Annotated in this window: 15 protein-coding genes; all 15 read right to left on the bottom strand. The window is 60.0% G+C overall.

Translation table 11 applies throughout. The features are described 5' to 3' along the window. Positions 1 to 104: 104 nt before the first annotated feature. A complete protein-coding gene (locus HNQ92_RS25825; protein WP_184178930.1) occupies positions 105 to 800 on the bottom strand; it encodes a hypothetical protein in 696 nt (231 codons plus the stop codon). An 82-nt stretch (positions 801 to 882) separates the two neighbouring features. Further along, the gene (locus HNQ92_RS25820) at positions 883 to 1,851 is read right to left on the bottom strand and encodes a hypothetical protein (protein WP_184178928.1); all 969 of its coding nucleotides are present in this window, start codon (positions 1,849 to 1,851) and stop codon (positions 883 to 885) included. A gap of 51 nt (positions 1,852 to 1,902) precedes the next feature. Next, positions 1,903 to 2,325 carry a hypothetical protein gene (locus tag HNQ92_RS25815; RefSeq protein WP_184178926.1) on the bottom strand — a complete coding sequence of 141 codons (423 nt, stop codon included), beginning with the start codon at positions 2,323 to 2,325 and terminating at the stop codon, positions 1,903 to 1,905. Between the two features lie 35 nt (positions 2,326 to 2,360). After that, entirely contained in the window at positions 2,361 to 3,218 is an 858-nt protein-coding gene (locus HNQ92_RS29105; protein ID WP_184178924.1) for a S49 family peptidase, read from the bottom strand. A 128-nt stretch (positions 3,219 to 3,346) separates the two neighbouring features. Next, positions 3,347 to 3,784, bottom strand: a complete 438-nt coding sequence (locus HNQ92_RS25805) for a DUF1353 domain-containing protein (protein WP_184178922.1) — start codon at positions 3,782 to 3,784, stop codon at positions 3,347 to 3,349. Next, positions 3,781 to 4,101 carry a hypothetical protein gene (locus HNQ92_RS25800; RefSeq protein ID WP_184178920.1) on the bottom strand — a complete coding sequence of 107 codons (321 nt, stop codon included), beginning with the start codon at positions 4,099 to 4,101 and terminating at the stop codon, positions 3,781 to 3,783. The genes HNQ92_RS25805 and HNQ92_RS25800 overlap by 4 nt, the downstream gene beginning before the upstream one ends. A 2-nt stretch (positions 4,102 to 4,103) precedes the next feature. Then, positions 4,104 to 6,311: a phage head spike fiber domain-containing protein gene (locus HNQ92_RS25795; protein ID WP_184178918.1), complete on the bottom strand. Its 2,208-nt coding sequence runs from the start codon at positions 6,309 to 6,311 to the stop codon at positions 4,104 to 4,106. Beyond that, positions 6,308 to 6,634 carry a hypothetical protein gene (locus HNQ92_RS25790; RefSeq protein WP_184178916.1) on the bottom strand — a complete coding sequence of 109 codons (327 nt, stop codon included), beginning with the start codon at positions 6,632 to 6,634 and terminating at the stop codon, positions 6,308 to 6,310. Before HNQ92_RS25790 ends, HNQ92_RS25795 begins: the two co-directional genes overlap by 4 nt. Further along, positions 6,634 to 7,065 (bottom strand): hypothetical protein, encoded by a 432-nt coding sequence (locus HNQ92_RS25785; protein WP_184178914.1) that lies wholly within the window; start codon positions 7,063 to 7,065, stop codon positions 6,634 to 6,636. The genes HNQ92_RS25790 and HNQ92_RS25785 overlap by 1 nt, the downstream gene beginning before the upstream one ends. Positions 7,066 to 7,067: 2 nt before the next feature. Then, positions 7,068 to 8,801, bottom strand: coding sequence for a phage head spike fiber domain-containing protein (locus HNQ92_RS25780; protein WP_184178912.1), 1,734 nt, complete (start codon positions 8,799 to 8,801; stop codon positions 7,068 to 7,070). Positions 8,802 to 8,891: 90 nt separating this feature from the next. Then, positions 8,892 to 9,431: a hypothetical protein gene (locus HNQ92_RS25775; RefSeq protein WP_184178910.1), complete on the bottom strand. Its 540-nt coding sequence runs from the start codon at positions 9,429 to 9,431 to the stop codon at positions 8,892 to 8,894. A gap of 181 nt (positions 9,432 to 9,612) precedes the next feature. Then, complete coding sequence (locus tag HNQ92_RS25770; RefSeq protein ID WP_184178908.1) at positions 9,613 to 10,101, bottom strand: hypothetical protein; 489 nt, start codon at positions 10,099 to 10,101, stop codon at positions 9,613 to 9,615. Positions 10,102 to 10,165: 64 nt separating this feature from the next. Then, positions 10,166 to 14,362 carry a hypothetical protein gene (locus HNQ92_RS25765; protein WP_184178906.1) on the bottom strand — a complete coding sequence of 1,399 codons (4,197 nt, stop codon included), beginning with the start codon at positions 14,360 to 14,362 and terminating at the stop codon, positions 10,166 to 10,168. Then, positions 14,359 to 14,985, bottom strand: a complete 627-nt coding sequence (locus HNQ92_RS25760) for a hypothetical protein (RefSeq protein ID WP_184178905.1) — start codon at positions 14,983 to 14,985, stop codon at positions 14,359 to 14,361. Before HNQ92_RS25760 ends, HNQ92_RS25765 begins: the two co-directional genes overlap by 4 nt. 101 nt (positions 14,986 to 15,086) lie before the next feature. Then, complete coding sequence (locus HNQ92_RS25755) at positions 15,087 to 15,896, bottom strand: DNA adenine methylase (RefSeq protein ID WP_184178903.1); 810 nt, start codon at positions 15,894 to 15,896, stop codon at positions 15,087 to 15,089. Between the last annotated feature and the right edge of the window lie 55 nt (positions 15,897 to 15,951).

Raw genomic sequence — 15,951 nt, 5'->3', positions numbered from 1 at the left:
AGTTGGAAAAGTACCTGGGCTAACCCCTTGAAAGGTTAGCCCAGGCAGTAGATTATTCTGAAAATGCGCCGCCGGCCAGCTGCCGGTGCGAAATTTTCTACGGTTTAGGCCACCAGTGGCGCTACCTCGAAGGTCACCGTGGCCGCCAGCGGCATCACCGGTACCAGCATCCCGTCCTGCTTGGCCGTGAAGGTCGTCTCCTTGCGCGAAGTTCCTTTTTCGGGCATCACGCCCTTCATTTCGAACATCATCGGGATGTACTTCTGGCCGATGTAGTACAGCTTATCGTCGTTACCCTGCACGATCACGTTTACCGGCGTTTCGTAGAGCAGCGCCGAGAGCTTCACCGTTTCGGCGTAGTAGCCCAGGAACTTGAATTCGACGCTCTGCGTAAAGCCCGTCCCGATCTTCATTTCGGTGTCAAACTTCGTGCTATCGTACCAGGCTTCCAGCTCCACGAACTTCTTACCATCCAGGAGCGGAATCGCCCCCGAAAACTCCCCGGTCGTTAGCGCCAGCGCGTAGGTCAGAAACTCTTCCTCCAGGTCTTCCGTGAGCACAATGTAGAGCCGCTTGGCTCCGCCCATGGTCGGGTTTTGAGACTTGCGTTTGATCCCGATCAGCGCGGCCGTGGCCAGGCCCTGGATCTCGATCAGCGACACCCCCGCCAGGTGCTGGAGGCCAGCCACGGCCACGCTTCCGGCCGCCAGGCCCGTCATCACGTTGCCGGTCGCCTGCGTTACGCTGGCTACCAGGATCAGGAGCAGCGCCCCCATCAAAAATTTCAAATAAGGCTTCATAAATAAGGTGCAGAAAAATAAAGTGTGGAAAAGAAATGATAAAGGAGGGTAGGGGCTCCGAAACGTTCCGGAGCCCAAGTACCTACACGACGTCGTTCAGGAACAACCAGTCGGGCGTAGCGTAGTCGAAGCCCAGGCTCGTGCGGATCGTGATCTGCCAGCTCTTAATGGCCTTCACGATGTTGATCGAGTACACGTTGGGGTCCTCGTTGGCCACGAAAAGCAGGTTTTTCTTAGGCGTTACCACGATGGTATCCTTGCCCGCCAGGCCGGGGTCTACCACAAACTTCATGTTCGAGTAGTCGTCCAGCACGGCAGGACGGTCAGCGGGCCCCACGTGCTCGGCAAACAACGTCCGGCGGTTGTGGCGGTACTTGTCGTAGGCCGAGAGGCTACAGTACACGTTCAGCTCCTGGTTGAGCATCTTGGGGCGCTGGCTGGCCACCAGGTTGGCCACGCCATTGAACTGCGCGTAGGCGTTGCTGGCGGTGAGGGCTGTCCCATCAAATACGTGGGAGGAAGCGATATCACCGCCCACCCCGCGACCGGTGGTGAACATCGCGATGAAGCCGTCGGCAATGGCTCCCGAGCCCGCTCCTGCCCCGTTGTATACGCCATTCCAGGCCGTATTCAGGCGCACGAACTCAAAGTGGCGCGCCACGATGTGGTTCAGGAAGAACAGCTCGAAGGGATTCGCATTGACGTCTTGGAGCGTACGACCGGGCGTTTTAAGCCAGCCCAGGTAGGTTTGGTAGGCCTCTTTAATGTCCGAGAGCTTGATCTCCAGGTCGATGTCGGCTTCCTTGAAGCTGGCATAGCGGGTTTTTACGTCAAGCGCTTCTTTAGGACTAAAGTCGTCCCCAGCGGGCCGCCAGGCGTCCTTCACATCCATCCGCACCAGGGCGGCGCGGTCGCGGGTCTTGAGCACGGTAAAGTCAGTGCCCAGGCTGGAGGCACCGTGGACGACTGCCTCTTGCAGGATCGCTCCGTTGCCGTCGATGGTCCGCATCAGGTCCTCGTGGAAATTTTCAAAATTGATTACTGCTGGCATGGTTGGTTAAAAAAATGGGGTGAATACTAAGTAAATAAAGGGCGATCAGGCCTACTTGCCGTGTACCTGGTGATACACCTCCCGGGCGTGCTGGTTGTAGCTGGTCAGCTCGCGGCCGCGGCTGTTTTCGTCGGCCGTGGGCTCTTGCGTACCCACGCCAGCTGCCTTGTCGTAGTAGGCCTTGTACTTGTCGCGCTCGGTCGTCACGGCGCTCAGCTGGCCTTGCAGCTCGGTAGCCTGCTTCTCGGCCGCGGTGAGCTTGGTGGTGGCTTCGGTGAGCTGCTGCTGGGCGGCGGCCAGGTCCGCGGTAACTTTTTCGTTACCTTCCTTCTGGGCGGCGAGTCGCTGGTTCAGCTCGTTCACCTCGCCCGAGAAGGCATTGAATTCTTCGGTGCTGAGCTTCTCGCTCAGGGGTTGGTTGCTGCTGGGGAAAAGGCTGGCCAGAATGCCCGCCAGTCCGGTTGGTTTGCTCATTTGGGTCTATAGATAAGCGTGGAAAAATCGTTGGTTTAGGCGCGGCGCGCCAGCTGGATGGCATCGCCCAGGCTGCCCAGGCGGTCTACCAGGCCCAGCTTCAGGGCCTCTTTTTTCTTGTACATGCGGCCGGTGAGTGCTTCGTCGCTCTGGAGCTTGCCCGCCCGGCCGCGGCGCACGTAGCCGTGAAAGCTCCGCCGCGCCTCGTTGAGCTCCGTCTGGATCTCCGCCCGCAGGTCCTCCGTGAGCGGCTCCACGCCGTTGATCCGGGCCTTGTCTTCCGAGCCCTCCGAGCGGAAAATTTCCACCTTCAGCCCGGCCTTTTCCAGGGCCTCGGAGCGGTCCACGTACACCATCAGCACCCCAATGCTGCCCACTGAGCTGGAGATCGAGTTCTCCATCACGATCAGGTCCGCCTGGCTGGCCACGAAGTACCCCGCCGAAGCGCAGTAGTTGGTCCAGGCCACAATGGGCTTGCTGAAGGTCCGCACGGCGTCGGCCAGCATATCGGTGGAGTCTACGGTACCGCCCGGCGTGTCTATCTTAAGCACCACGCCCTTCACGTCTTGCTGGCGCTCGGCTTCGGCCAGGATGGCCGCGATGCGCTCGTTACCGAAGCCGCAAAAGCCGTAGCGGCTCATGGTGCCATTAATCGGGATCACGGCCACATCACCACCTCCATCCCGCACAAACTCGCGCAGGTAGTAGGCATTCAGGTTGAAGTCTCCGTTTTCGTCGTAGATCTTGATCCCGCTCTGGGGCCGCTGGGCGCGAAGGAAGTGCTCGGGGATAGGGTCCTTGCCCGCCGCCAGGCGCGGTAGCATGATGTCCATCATCCGGTCGGAGAAGTCTTTCTCCAGGTACCACAAGCCCGAAAAAGTATCTGCGTTCACATTGGTAGAAATTGGTGCGGATATAAGTCTGTGGCGAAGTAATAGGGGAAAGGGTAGGCAGGAAAGGACGAAAAACAAAAAAGCCCAGCCGCTACTGCGACCGGGCTTTCCGACATATATCCACACCATTAAAGATGTAAAGATACGTAGATCTGCATGAGCTCACCAAGCTTTCGGCGCGCGTGGCGGTTCCACCACCACCAGCCACCGGCCCGCACACCCCGGTACATCGCCCGGGCTATTTTTCGCTTCACGCCCGCTTTTCTAAGGTCGCGGTAGTACTGCCGGTCGGCGGCTAGCCTCGCTTCCCAGTAGCCCAGCTCACCCATGCCCACCAGGTGGGTGTAGCGGTAGTCGTGCTTCACGCTCGGGATCGCGCTCGGCCCATGGGGCGGGATCAGCGGGTACAGCAGGCTGGGCATACTGGCGAAGTTGCTCACGAAGCCCGCCGGGATAATATACCGGCTGCCGTCCGCATCTTCGCACAGCACGTCTTCGGTCACCATCCACCAGGTGGGCTTGCCGCTGGTGCATTTGGCCAGCGGCACGTCGGGATAGGTTCTCATTGGATAATCGGCGTGATGGAGTACGTGAGCAGGTTGCCCACCGGTGTGGTGAACGTCAATAAGTAGGGCGTATCGGCACTAAAAGAGCCGTCCGCGTTGCCATTGGGCAACATCAGACTCGTGGTACCCACCGAGTCCACTATGGCGAACTCAAAGAGGTATGGCCGCCTGATTGTGACGGTTTCGCTTGCGCCGGTACCGCGCAGACTAAATTCCTGGCGAAGGCGGAAGCGGACGAGCTGCTGGGCGTCTAGCTGGGCACCAAGCTGGTCGTTGGTTGGTATCTGGTGGGGGCTATTTCCGGGAATTAGCGGCATGGTTATAGGCGAGATAGGGCTACAAGTTGGGAATCAGGTAGTTTTTTGGGGAAAAATTCAATACTTCGGATCCAGCCATTCAGAAAATTGTCCTGGGCTTGAGCCCCTAGTTCCATGCGCATTATTGCACCTATACTACCTGCTACATTCGAGTTTAGTACTGCGGATCCGTTTCTACTAGCCCTAATCTCATTCTGATCATAAGCCCCAGCAACCTTATATACACTGCCAGGCACATAAGTACCAAGGCTTCTAGTCTGCACCACCCCTCCGTTGGGGCGTTTTTGCATTACAGACCCTTGTCCAGCGGTACTACTGGTTGCAATCTGAATGTGTCCTCCTGTACTCGCAGCACCCCCAGAGTTGAAGCTAATCATCCTTGTTGAATCGCCGACAGGCGCGGTGCTTATGAACTCGACCACGATGGTACCCTCATTCGGGTTGAAAAATTGTGATAGAGCCAATCCGCTTATCTGCGCCAAAATGTTTCCACGGGCCGCCCCAATGATCGGGGTAGAAGAGCCGCCTGTCTGGAGGTTGACGGCGTAAACATATATACCACTCGTGCCATCGGCAATCCAGGACGGGTAGTTGCTCGTGAAAACATCCGATACACCGACATAAGCATTCATGGTGCCGTTAGCTGCCGCTGTACCGACGAGATCGCATTGTAGCACCCCGCCCCCCAGGTCTCGAATGGCAGTACTAAGCCCCGTGGCGGTCGTGGCCACCTTGTCAATTAGGTCGAAAACGATGGTCGCACTAGGAACTCCAGCAGCACCCGCCATGCGCAGAGATAGGTAGCGGTATTCACCCGCCCGCGCCACTACAGAAAGCGCATAAGCCTGCCCGGACACCAACGTGACATTACTGTGGAAAATGCGATGTAAGCCATTGCTTGCGGTTGGGACGAGCTTATATCGCTCCGAAAATCGTGAGTCCGTTTCTATTAGGAGGGGGAACACCACATCGCCTCCCGCATTGGCCCCCCAACCGGTCGTAAAATTTCGGCTGGAGAGCAAGTTAGCGCGCCCCTGGAAAACCGGCAAGCCCAGGCAAGCCCCCGTCACCGGGTCGTAATCCAAGGCTCGGGCGCTGGCCGGTACCCATCGCAGGCTCCCAAACCGATCGAAGACCGCTAAGAGCCCTGAATACGAAAGCTCGATGCGTGGATCCAGCACGCCCTGGTCACGGTGCCACCGAAAACTAGGCCGGATCGTTGGCCTATCCGTTGCCCCGTTGAAGACGATCTCCGCCGCCTGGGTCAGCAGGGCGTTGACCTCGATCCGCTTCTGCTCCGTCTCGTTCCGGTATACCAAGGCTAGATTCAGTGCCAGCTCCGACTGCACAGCATTTTGGAAGGATTGCTGCACGGCCAGGCTAATGGCCTGGCCGTGCCCGTAGAGCTGCTCGAAGGCCGCCAGGATGCCTTCCACGGCTTGTTTGTCCTGGCCTACCTGCTCAGCCAGCGCTGCCAGCAGCGCCCGGGTCTGCTCTACCGCCTGGGCATCAAGATCTACCGTGGCGGCCGTGCCTTCTACCGACAGCTTCAGGGCTTCCAACAACGCCCGCGTCATTTCCACCGCCTGGGCATCCAGGTCCACGGTGGCGGCGGTACCTTCTACCGACAGCTTCAGGGCTTCCAGCAGCGCCCGCGTCAGCTCTACCGCCTGGGCATCATGACCTACCGTAGTAGCGGTGCTTTCTACCGACAGCTTCAGGGCTTCCAACAACGCCCGCGTCATTTCCACCGCCTGGGCATCCAGGTCCACGGTGGCGGCGGTACCTTCTACCGACAGCTTCAGGGCTTCCAGCAGCGCCCGCGTCAGCTCCACGGCCTGGGCGTCGGCATCGACCTGGGCGGCGGCCGCCAACACCGGCGCGAAGTAGGCCGGGATGGTCTCCGTCACCCCGTCGTCGTAGGTGAAGACCAGGTTAGCCTCTGGGTCCTGGGCCACGCTGGCCAGGCCCCGGCCGGTGAAGTCCAGCGCCAGGGCTAGGTCGGCCACCAGGCCCGCGGGGCCCACGTAGCCCGTGTGCGGCTTGGGAGCCAGGCCCCCGGTCCAGTCGTAGAGCTCCAGGAGCTTGCGCGGGCCGTCACTTACGGCCCGCAGCAGGGGCGTCCAGCCCTTGGCTCCGCGCGGGCCCAGGCGCTGGATGGGTACTTTCACCGGCCCCACGGTTTGCGGTTGTATCTTGGTTAGGCTCATCGCGTCACGTCGTGTGTAATCTCGAATTTTCCCCCAAAAAGCGTGATCACCAGCCCCGTCGGGTCGGTGATCTCCACGTCGTAGTGGTAGGTAGCCGCCGCCAGGTGCATCGACTGGGCGGCCTTACTCAGCAGCAGCAGCTGCCCGTCGAGCTCCACGTCCAGCTCCAGGGCCTTCTGGAAGTCACTGGGGTACCTACGCAGCTGGGCCCGGGCGGTGCAGCCGGTCAGGTCTAGTTCTTCGCCAATCTCGAAGCTGGCCTCGAAGCTATCCCCCCGGCGCACGCCCAGGATGTCCACGGTCTGGAACACGTAGGTCGCCATCAGGAAATCTGGCTTACCTGCAACACAAAGCCCGCCATGCTGCGCTCGAAGAGAAAGCCCGTCAGCTGCGCGTTGATCTGGGCCAGCAGCTCAGGGCTGGGCTCGTCGCGGTAGGCCTCAATGGCCAGGTACAGCTTGTAGGGGATCTCCCGAACGCCCTCGTCAAAAGGCACCGGCGTCGTAAAGTCTTCCCACACCGTGGTTTCCACGTCTATCCCCAGCTCATCCGGAGCCAGGATCGTTTTCTTGTACTTCCCGGCGTAGATGATGTATTGCAGGCGAATCAGGTTCATGGGCACATCCACCGTGCCACCTGCTCCGTCGGGCACCGGGAAGGTACCCGCGTACATGTCCGAAACGGGGCTGTAGCGCATTTCGGTGGGCAGGATCCGTACCGAAAAATCAGTGTTACTGAGTTGGGCTTTTTTCATTATTAGCTCGTAAATAGAGGAGTGATTGAATAGGTCAAAATCCGGCCCGCCGGAGCGTTAAAGGTCAGGGAGTAGTCGGTATCCCTGGTGCAGCTCGCCGGGGGCTGAGCCGTCACCGTCGCGCCGGTGGCGTCTACCAGGGCAAAGGTGAAGTCATAGGGCCGCCGGATGGTGACCGTACGACTGGCCCCGGTACCTTCCGGCGTAAATTCCTGGCGGTTGGCCCGCATCAGCAGCCCCTCGATGCTCGCAAAGGCTGCTGAGCCCAGATCACCCACGGTGGGGGCCTTTTCGGCCTCTTTTCCCACCAAGTTCACCTGGGCAGTGAGCGCCAGGCCTTCAGGGTTGGAAAGGCGCTTGGGGTAGTAGGCCAGGCAACGAATATGCCCTAAGCCTAATATAGTGGTGGCACCCGTGTGCCGCCATAACAAGAGCCGATTCGGTGTGAAGTTGGCCGTATTGTTAGCGTCGGCAACACCCTCTCCATTGATTCCACCTCCTGTGCTACCCGCCTTATAGTGCTGGATGGCCCTATGGATTTGGCCCATCACATTGATGGATCCCGCTTCCTGGGTGGTGGTATAGCCCGTTCCGGCTAGCAACATCGTGCCCGAAAAACGACGCCCCCCGCTAATGTAGGCAGTACCGTCTGCAATGGTAAAACTGTACACACTGTGGCTAACAGGTCCGCCACCCGTGACAGGTACGGATGAGTAGCTAAATTCAGAATACATGCTCCATTCTTCGGCATTGTACCAGCTGCTGAAATCAGTACCCGTGATACTATACTGATCAGCCGCGCGAGTGACTGCCCCGGCCATCGTAGGTATGAAAGAGGATCGGGAGGTACCCGCCTCGAATTGGCTCCCCCACACATAAACAAAAGTGCCCGCTTCCGTGGCCGGACCATAGACCGTGCCGACATAAATCGTGTTCCCCACGGTGGTTGTAGCCGCCGTGTCCGTCCGCCCACAGATATACCAGCCATTGCCTAGGTGCCGCATAAACGCATTGGCGGTGGTGCCCGAAATCACGCCCGTCTCCAAATTAAACCGAGTCGTAAAACTGCTCCCGCCCCAGGAAGCGGAAGTGACCTCAAAAATCACCGTATTGTTGGTGCCTGCCTTGGCGATGATGTAGCGGGTATAAGCCGTACCACTGGTGCTGGAAACCGACTTGTTGAAGAAAGGGTTGCTACCATTCGCGGTAATGGTCATCTTGGTGGCGCTCATGAGGCCATCGGGCCCCAGGGTCGAAGCCGCTTCCAGGGCTAAGTTGGATTTCGTCCAGCTGGCGTCCGTGTAGGTATTGCTGTACGAAAACAGGTTCGTGCGGCTTTCTTCTGCCAGTAGGCCCAGGCACTTTCCCGTCACCGGGTCGTGGTCTAAACGCGGCTGATTGGCCACGGCCGTGCGTAGTACCCCCTTGGCATCGTAGTAGGTAGCGATGCTGCTGCGGGTACATACCAGCCTGGGGTCCACGGCCCGGCTGTTCACGAAATCCAGCAGCAGGGTGGGGCGCACGGCAGGGCGGCCGGTACTTTGGCCCAGGGCGATAGCCGCCGCGGCCAGGGCTGAGAGCTGAGCCTGGCTGGCGGCGTTGATGGCCTGCGTGAACAAGGCCCGCAGCTGCGAGTCCGTCAGGTCCACGAAGTTGATCGCAGCACCCACCTGGGTGCTGATGGTGTTCCAGTACAGCTTCAGAAACTCACGAACCGTTTCCGCCGTGTTCACCATGGGGGCTTCCGGCGGTGAGCTCCTAATGTTCGAATCAACTAGGCCGTTGATCAATGTGGTATTCGGATTCCAAGGCATGGTGTGGATATATTAGAAAGATAAGTCAAAACTGTAGTCCCAGTCCCGGTTCGGAAAGAGTACCTCCGGATCCACGCTGGCCAGCGTGGCCATCGGGTGCAGGCTTACCGCCCGCAGTACCAGGCTCTGGGCGTGGCGGCTCTGGATCTGGCGGCCCCAGGCCAGGCGCGCGCCGTTCTCGCGGGTACCTACCAGGTAGGCGTTGCCCAGCGTGTCGCGCAGCACCACCACGAAGCGCCGCCGGGCGTGCTGCTGCACCCAGGCCGCCAGGGGCAGGTAGTCGCTGGCAAAGGGTACCGTGATCTCCACCAGGTAGGAGGGGCCATCGGCTCCCTGCTGTTGTCCCTCGGTGAGCGTGGCCGTCAGCGCCCGGGGCTTCAGCTGCGTGATTAGCGCGCCCGGTACGATCCCCACGCCCCGCTCCGGCAGCACCAGCCCCGCGGTAGGCGGTAGCACGTAGGCTACGCCATCCGCGGGGATCAGGTACACGTGGGTCAGAAAACCGGGGTTGGGCCGGGAGGTAGGAGCAAGGGTGTGGAGTTGGCCTAACATGGCCCGAATGTAGGGGGCCAGAGGCCCATTTGAAAGGACGGGAAATGGGGTATTTCCCGCCCCAAAAAAAAGCGAAAACGGCCACGGTTATACGCCGGGGCCGTTTTCGTCAAAATACCAACTACGCAAATCCGTTACAAACTGCGCAAATCCGTTACAAACTGCGCAAATCCGTTACTTTTTAGGCAAATATTTTTGCCTGTTTTTTTTTATTTTTTTCCAGGTGGTCGCGGTAAATCTTGCGGGCCGTCTGGTAGTCCAGGTCCACGTCGCGCACAATGCCCCGGCGCTCCAGTACCCGGGCCACGTAGGGGCCGTAGTCGCCACCCACCACGTCGTGTACCCCCCGCACCTCACAGATGAGCGTGCGCCGGAAGATCTCCTCCATCTGGTACGCCAGCAGGGGTAGCTTCTCCACCGGCACTTCGTAGATCTTCTCCCGCACGTAGTAGCGGATCGACAGTACCCCCGCGCCGGTCGGCTTATGGGCCGCCTGGGTGAAGGGGATCGGGCGGCTCACCAGGTGGATCAGCTTGCCCAGCTCGCTGGTCTTGTCCACGTGGATCTCATCCAGGGAGCCATTAGGGCGCTCCACCTGGTAGCCTTGGTACTCGTACAGAAAAAACTTCTTCAGATAGAGTGGTAGGGCAATTGCGATTTTTTTGGTCATTGGATAGTTGAGTGAAAAAGCGTCTAAGTATACGAAAAAATCCTGAATTTCTTACAACCACTCGCTAGCCACCCAGGCTGCTGATGGCCCCGATAAGCTCCGAGAAGCGCCCGTGGGTGTTGGCCGCGTTCACGGCTCCTTCCACGCCCCGGGTGGCGCTGACGTTCTCCTGCACGGCGCTCTGCACGCTGTCTACCGCTCCTTTCACGGCCTTCACGGCCTGCACCAGCTCCGTGAGGGTACTTCCGTTGGCCTCGGTTTCTTCCAGGATTCCTTGCAGCAGCTCCAGCTGCTTTTCACCCTGCCGCTGGGCGGCTTCGTGGGCAGCCTGGGCGGCCCCGGTGTCGCCGGTGATCCCGGCCCCGCCGCCATCCACGCCCCCGTAGGCGCTGCCGTCGAAGTCCAGATCCCCCATGGCCGCGTCGGCGTCGGCCTGGGCCTTGGCGGCCTCCTGCTCGGCCTCGCGGGCGGCCGCTTCCGCCTTTTTCTTTTTCCCGCCAAAGAGGTACATACCCCGCTCGAAGTACGGGCTCTCGAAGCGCCCACCGTCCCGGAAGGCCATAGGGGGCGCTCCCGCTAGGTCGGCCACCGGCGCGGCCGCTTTGCCCGGTGTGCGGGCATTCTGAAACATCCGCTGGATCAGCGGCCAGTTCGCGGCCGTCTGCTTGGCACTTATAATCGCTTCGTCACCCTCCATCTCGCCCACCTCCCGGCCGCTGGCCCGGTCTATAAGCGCAATCCCCCCGTCACCGTACTGGCTACCGTGCTTGCCCCCCTGCGCCACGAATCCACCGTGGTCGAATGACGGCATAGGTTGGTTCTTGATCTTGTTAATCTGGATGGCCGTGGTTACCCCCGCCACCGCCGCCAGAACGATGTTGAGTGGGAAAAAATTCGCCAGTGCCTTCAGGATCGCCAGCGCGCCGGTGATGAGCGCCGTGGCGATATCCGCCTTCTTTTGGGCCTCCCAGGCTTTTTTCTTCTCAGCCGCTTCCGTAGCCCGGGCTTTCCGGTTCTCGGCCGCGATGAGCTCTTCCAACTCTTCCTTCATCGAGGCCTTTTTCACCGCTTCGTCTTCGGCCATGGTCACCTGCTTCTCGCTGGCGGTTTTGGCTTCGGTCAGCGCCGCTTCGGTGGTCTCGGTGGTGAACTCGCTCAGCTCATCGATGGTGGCCTTCTTAGCCTCCAGCTCTTCTTCGGCCAGCCGGATCTTCTCCGCGCTCTCCTCCTTGGCCATCGCGATCTTGGCCTCGATGGCCGCCTTCTCGTCTTCAGTCTTAGCCAGGTTGGCCATCCGTTGCAGGTCGGCGATCTTCTGCTCTTCGGCCTCCTTCATCTGCTGGAGCTGCTCGGAGTAGTAGCGCTTCATGGCGTCGCGCTTCTCTTCCTCGCTGGCGGTTTCGCTGGTCAGCACGCGCTGGAGCTCAGCCAGGCGATCCTTCTCGGCGGTTTTCAGGTCGGTCACGTACTGCGAGTGGCTGCTGATCAGCGATTCGGTGACCGAGAGCTCGTTCTGAAGGATGACCACCTTCTCGTCCCGCTCCTGGTTGGCCAGGGCAATGGCCCGCTCGGCCCGGCGCTGGGCCAGGTCGTTCAGGAAGTTCACGGCCTGCTGAGCCATGTCGGCCCCCATCTGGTAGCTGCCCATGTCGGCGCTGAGCTTCTCCTGCCAGGCCGCCTTGTGGTGCTGCACCTTGCTCTGGGCGGCCGACACGAAGCCGTCGACGTCACCGCGTAGCAGCGCCGAGAACATGTTGGAGTAGGCCTGCCGGTTGGCCTGCTTCTGCTCGTGCAGGTCCTTATCGATGGCCTTCTTTTTCTCCGCCGCCTGCGCCGTGGCCAGCAAGGATTCCTGCTGGTAGCGGTCGTCGATGGCGTTCAGCGTGCGCGCCAGCAGCTCGGCGTCGGCGATGTCCCGGGTAGCCTTGGCCTGCTCGGCCAGCATTTCGGCGGCGAGCTTCTCCTGGGTAAGCCGCAACTCCGTATCCAGCCGCTCCTTCCGGATCGCGGCCAGCTTGGTGGCGTTGCCCCGGGCCTGCATTTCCCGGAAATCGTACACCGCCGCTTCGGCCCGGCGCTCCTGCTCCCGGATCACGTTTTCGGCTTCGAGCCGCTTCTGCGCCGCTTCGTCGTCGGCTTTCTGCCGCTTCTGCCGGAACTCCAGCCGCACCTTCTCCAGGTCCGCTTCGGCCGTGCGGTTGATGGCCTCGATGGCCTGCGCCTTCACGGCTTCGTCGGCGCGCGAGTCTTGGATTTCCTTCGTACGCTTACGCTGTTTTTCCCGGATCTTGCTCTCTTCGATCTCCAGGCTGTTGTCGGCCACCTTCTGGTCGTGCTCCGCCTCCAGCTGGGCCATGAGCTCCAGGGCCTTCTTGTTGTCTTTTTCGCGCACCTGGTGCAGCTCCGCGTCGGCGTTCCGGATGATGAGCGCCCGGGCTTTCTCCTTCGTTTTTTCGTCGGCCAGGGAGTCGTCCACCTCCTTCAGGCGCTTGCGCTTTTTCTCCTGGATCTTCGCTTCCTCGGTTTCCAGGCTGTTTTTGGCTACCTGCTGGTCGTGCTCCCCTTCCAGCTGAGCAATGAGCTCCAGGGTCTTCTGCTGGGATTTTTCCCGCTTACCAGCCGCCTTTTTTTCGGCTTCTTCACGGGCATCCTGGGCCTTTCGCTGGGCGTCCAGAATAAGCCGTTGCCGCTTCTCTTCGGCGGTTTCTGCGGCCAAAGCAGCCTTGGTACTATCTTTCTGAGGCTGGTCGACAAACGCTTCGGTCCATCCTTTTTTTATCTTCTCAAAAGTATCCGTCGCGTGGGTACCGATACTCGCAAAATTGGATTTGGATTTGGCGAAAGACTCCGCAGCCCCGGCCAGATCGCCGGTAAAAGCCTTATACAATCCCTTCGCTCCTTCGACGACTCCGGCCATAGCATCGTACAAAAGCCGCAGTGCTCCTATGGCCACATGCGTAGGGGTCAGGACTGCTCTAAAAGCGATGGCCACGTACTTCATGACGCTGTCCAGGGACACCCCGCCCTTGATGAAGTCAGGGATGATGGAGGAAATGAAGTGCATGAAGGACGAGACCACATCCCCTACCGCCTCATAGATATCCTCAAATACTTTCGTTACCGGATCGCTGGCATCGATTAGCTCGCCCAGCCAGTTTATGCCCGTTTCAATAGCGCTTAGTAAAGCCATGAAAATGGGGGCCAGGCGCGTACCGATGGTCCGCATCAAAGCGCCCATGGCATCTTCTACGTTGGAGGATTTCCCCCCCAGGGAATCCATCGCCTGGCCCGCAAACTGGAAGGTCCCCGGTACGCTACCCAGCGCCACGACCATATCCATTGCCCCCTGCTCAGACCGCTCAAAGGATTGGGTTACCCCATTAACCGTCGTGCTAATTTTATCCCCGGAGGTCTTGACCTTGATCCCAAATTCTGACCAGCGTTCATTGTTATTGATGTCCTTGATGGCCTCGCCCAATTGATCTAAGGGAAGTCGCGATTTGGTCGATACATCGATCAGGCGCTTCATTTGCTCTTCGCCCGGTCTTAAACCCCGGGTAGCCAGGGACACATACCCCTTGGTCACTTCGTCCAGGGTCAGCGGGGTATCTTTGGCTATTTGGGCCAGTGCTTTCATGCTGGCCGCCGCCGCCTTTTCGGCTTCCTCTTTTTTCATGGTGGCCTGGTAGGTGGCCGCCAGTGATTTTTCGTAGCCCTCAAACTTGGCCGTGGTGTCAAACACCGCTTTTCCCACGTTGAAGAGCCACTGTACAACTTGTAGAGCCAGGAAGCCCTGGAAGGCCGTACCCACGCTCTTGGCACCCGTACTGATCTTGCTCCACAAGCCCGGCTTACCCAGGCCCTCGCCCTCGTTTTTCAGGTCGGCCGCCTGCTTTTTGGCCTTGCCCAGCTCCTTCTCTACTTCGCCCAGGCGCTTGGCATTTTTGGCAAAATCCTGCGAGCTGCGGTCGGCATTTTTCAGCTCCTTGGCCAGGTCCTTGGCGTGCTGCTCCAGCTGACGCATGGTCATCTTCGACACATCCATGGTCTTGAGCTCCTTGGCCAGCTTCTGGGCTTCCTGCTGGGTTTCTTTCAGCTGGTTCTTGTACTTCTGCCACTCCTCCGAGCCCTTCCCGCCGTTTTTTTCGATCTCGGCGATCGTCTTCCGCAGATCCTTCGCTTCCTTGTTCAGGCCATCGAGGGTCTTCTGGAGCTGCACGGCCTCGCCACGCATCTCCAGGGTGAGCACGTCTCCGATCATGAGGCGTACTGGCGGGCTACTTTGGTGGTACGGGCATTCCAGGCCGCCTGGATCCGGCTGGCGTTCACGTTTTCGGTCGGCAGGTTAATGGTCGTCTCGAAGCCGAAGGCGTCCCGAAACTGCTGGGCGGCCCACACGTTGGCGGCCGCGCGCATGTCCTCGTAAAACTGCGGGATCAGATTGTACTTGAGCGTTTCGTTGTAGATACCCCGGTAGCCGCGCTGCACGTTGGGGGTGGCCCGCAGGTGGTGCTGGATCCCGGCCGCAATGCGGTAGATCGTCTCGATCTCGGTAGCGGGCCGCACGCCCGCGGGGTAGCCCGGCACGTAGGCAAAGCGCCCGGTACCGACCTGCTCCACCCAGCGCGCCAGCGGACCAAGGGGCGGGATGGTACTGTAGTTAAGTACCTTCATATCCTTGATCCGGAGCAGATCCGAGTAGTAGATATGGGCGCTGATCCAGCCCTTGCCCTGGGTTACGCTGCCCGCCCGGATGGAGTGCAGCAGCTCGCCGGTAAGCACCACGCCCTCGCGCCGCACGGCGTCTTGCAGGCCGCGCTCGACGCGCTTGGTGAAATCTTGCAGAAGTTTGTGTAGGATGGGGCTATCCTCGAAATCGGCCATAATCGTAGCTAATGATGTGGTTCACTAGCGAAGTTGGCAGGCTTCCAGGCGGCAGGAAAGGACACAAAAAGCCCCGCTCAGGGCGGGGTTAAAGGGTGGGGCTAGTAGTTCCAGGTCAGGCACTCGGTTTTCGTTTTGGCCTCCTTCCGGCGGCCATCCACGCAGAGCGCCTTCACGTGGTCTTCGCTCTTCCAGCCGTACCGGTCGCGGTACTCCATCAGGATCTCTTCCGGGTAGCTGCTCAGCAGGGAAGTCCCCTGCATGGTCGCGCAGGCATCCAGCAGCGCCCGGAAGTCGTCCATCGTGTAGCCGCCGTAATGGCCCTGGTTGGAGGTGACGTAGGGTGGATCCAGGTAGAAAAAAGCATCCGGCGCGTCGTAGGCCCGGATTACCTTCAGCACGTCATAGCACTCGATGGTCACGCGCCGGAGCCGGTCCTGGAAGGCCGACGTCAGCGCGGCCTTTTTGTTGGCGATCTTCAGGGCGCACTTCCCGCCCCGGTCGTATCCGAAGCCCCCGCCGATCATCGTCCCGAAGCTCATGTTGGTCTGCACCCACACGCTCCAGGCACAGGCCACCGGCTGGGTGATTTCCTCCTGCTGCGAGAGGTACAGCTCGTCGGATTCCCGGTGCTGGGCCCGGCTGTGAAACGTCTCGTCGACCCGGCTGGCCAGATCCTCGAAATCGTACTTAAGTACCTTGTAGAAGGTGACGAGCCGGTGGTTGATGTCGTTGACCACTTCGGCCTGGGAAGGTGGCTTGGCCCAGAATACGGCTCCGCCCCCAAAGAAGGGCTCGACGTAGGTGTGGTGCTTGGGGATCTTGGGCAGGATGGCGGGTACCATGCGCTGCTTACCCCCGTAGTAGCTGATGGGCGTGCGCATTTCGCGCTTGACTGGTTTCGTTTTCATGGCTAGTAAATGAATGAGGCGGCAAAAATTTGACGCATTTCCAGCCCGCCAAAGG

It is taken from the genome of Rhabdobacter roseus, from assembly GCF_014202275.1.
Lineage (GTDB): Bacteria > Bacteroidota > Bacteroidia > Cytophagales > Spirosomataceae > Rhabdobacter > Rhabdobacter roseus.
The sequence above is the reverse complement of the archived record's forward strand: the minus strand, read 5'-3'. Positions and strand labels throughout refer to the sequence as shown.

Excerpts from the sequence above, each read along its gene's own strand:
- HNQ92_RS25775 (WP_184178910.1), bottom strand. The coding sequence starts at position 9,431 with ATGTTAGGCCAACTCCACACCCTTGCTCCTACCTCCCGGCCCAACCCC.
- HNQ92_RS25820 (WP_184178928.1), bottom strand. The coding sequence starts at position 1,851 with ATGCCAGCAGTAATCAATTTTGAAAATTTCCACGAGGACCTGATGCGG.
- HNQ92_RS25770 (WP_184178908.1), bottom strand. The coding sequence starts at position 10,101 with ATGACCAAAAAAATCGCAATTGCCCTACCACTCTATCTGAAGAAGTTT.
- HNQ92_RS25765 (WP_184178906.1), bottom strand. The coding sequence starts at position 14,362 with ATGATCGGAGACGTGCTCACCCTGGAGATGCGTGGCGAGGCCGTGCAG.
- HNQ92_RS25795 (WP_184178918.1), bottom strand. The coding sequence starts at position 6,311 with ATGAGCCTAACCAAGATACAACCGCAAACCGTGGGGCCGGTGAAAGTA.
- HNQ92_RS25760 (WP_184178905.1), bottom strand. The coding sequence starts at position 14,985 with ATGGCCGATTTCGAGGATAGCCCCATCCTACACAAACTTCTGCAAGAT.
- HNQ92_RS25825 (WP_184178930.1), bottom strand. The coding sequence starts at position 800 with ATGAAGCCTTATTTGAAATTTTTGATGGGGGCGCTGCTCCTGATCCTG.
- HNQ92_RS25785 (WP_184178914.1), bottom strand. The coding sequence starts at position 7,065 with ATGAAAAAAGCCCAACTCAGTAACACTGATTTTTCGGTACGGATCCTG.
- HNQ92_RS25790 (WP_184178916.1), bottom strand. The coding sequence starts at position 6,634 with ATGGCGACCTACGTGTTCCAGACCGTGGACATCCTGGGCGTGCGCCGG.
- HNQ92_RS25805 (WP_184178922.1), bottom strand. The coding sequence starts at position 3,784 with ATGAGAACCTATCCCGACGTGCCGCTGGCCAAATGCACCAGCGGCAAG.
- HNQ92_RS25800 (WP_184178920.1), bottom strand. The coding sequence starts at position 4,101 with ATGCCGCTAATTCCCGGAAATAGCCCCCACCAGATACCAACCAACGAC.
- HNQ92_RS25815 (WP_184178926.1), bottom strand. The coding sequence starts at position 2,325 with ATGAGCAAACCAACCGGACTGGCGGGCATTCTGGCCAGCCTTTTCCCC.
- HNQ92_RS25755 (WP_184178903.1), bottom strand. The coding sequence starts at position 15,896 with ATGAAAACGAAACCAGTCAAGCGCGAAATGCGCACGCCCATCAGCTAC.
- HNQ92_RS25780 (WP_184178912.1), bottom strand. The coding sequence starts at position 8,801 with ATGGTGAACACGGCGGAAACGGTTCGTGAGTTTCTGAAGCTGTACTGG.